This window comes from Citrobacter sp. TBCS-14, assembly GCF_005280805.1.
GTDB classification, from domain to species: Bacteria; Pseudomonadota; Gammaproteobacteria; order Enterobacterales; family Enterobacteriaceae; genus Citrobacter; species Citrobacter gillenii.
The window spans coordinates 1-224 of sequence record NZ_SZWM01000433.1 but is presented as its reverse complement, the minus strand read 5'-3'; the positions used below and the strand labels follow the sequence as shown (position 1 = coordinate 224).

Genomic DNA, 224 nt, shown 5'->3' with positions numbered 1-224 from the left:
AATTGCCTGATGGCGACGCTGACGCGTCTTATCAGGTCTACGGTCTGCTTTGTCGGCCGGATGAGGCTTAGCCGACATCCGGCACAACAGAACTTAGCTAAATAATGCGGTAACAGAAGCGCTGGCGAGCGAGTGGAAATGGACGTTAAATCCAACCATCGCGCCGCTGGCGTCCTTATCGACATCAATACGCTCCACATCCAGTGCGTGAACCGTAAAGATAT

The 224-nt window shown here is 52.7% G+C and carries 1 pseudogene; it reads right to left on the bottom strand.

Annotation, left to right across the window (positions count from 1 at the left end):
- Positions 1 to 93 precede the first annotated feature (93 nt).
- Positions 94 to 224, bottom strand: a pseudogene (locus FDX22_RS15930) (kinase inhibitor); the annotation flags it as partial.